We start from the raw sequence: 665 nt of genomic DNA on the forward strand, positions 1-665 counted from the left end.
TAATCAAAACCACCCGTGAAAACGGGTGGTTTGTTCTTCGGCTGAAAGCCTCTATTACCGGCCAAAACCTAAAGGCTTGTCCGAATGGTCTCCCTTATGCACCACTTCTCCAGCTGACCCGGCTAGCGGGTTCCTTTCTGTTCTACTTCCTTATATTTTTCTGACCCGTGAATGGATCGTACTCCTCGAATATGCTTAATTGGTCCGCTATCACGTCATCTTGTAATTGATTACGAATATATTCTTCTATTCGCTTCTGATTCCTACCAACTGTGTCTACGTAATACCCTCTACACCAGAATTTTCTATTGCCATATCGATATTTGAGATTGGCATGTCTATCAAATATCATTAAACTGCTCTTTCCTTTAAGATATCCTATAAACGATGAAACACTTAATTTTGGTGGAATACTTACCAACATATGAATATGATCCTTTCAAGCTTCTGCCTCATGAATTATTACACCTTTTCGTTCACATAATTCTCGTAGTATTTGTCCAATACTTGCTTTGTATTTTCCATAAATAATTTGTCTACGATATTTCGGAGCAAAAACTATGTGGTACTTACAATTCCATGTGGTATGTGCTAAACTATTATTGTCCTGTTTCATCAGGGGGACTCCTTTCATGTTATGATATGTGGTCGGGAAACCATATCTA

1 pseudogene is annotated in these 665 nt (G+C 38.3%); it reads right to left on the bottom strand.

Features of this window, described 5'->3' with window-relative positions:
• Positions 1 to 142: 142 nt before the first annotated feature.
• Positions 143 to 616: pseudogene (gene tnpA, locus JEQ21_RS09825) on the bottom strand (IS200/IS605 family transposase).
• Positions 617 to 665 lie beyond the last annotated feature (49 nt).

The organism is Streptococcus sp. 121, from assembly GCF_016458205.1.
Lineage (GTDB): Bacteria > Bacillota > Bacilli > Lactobacillales > Streptococcaceae > Streptococcus.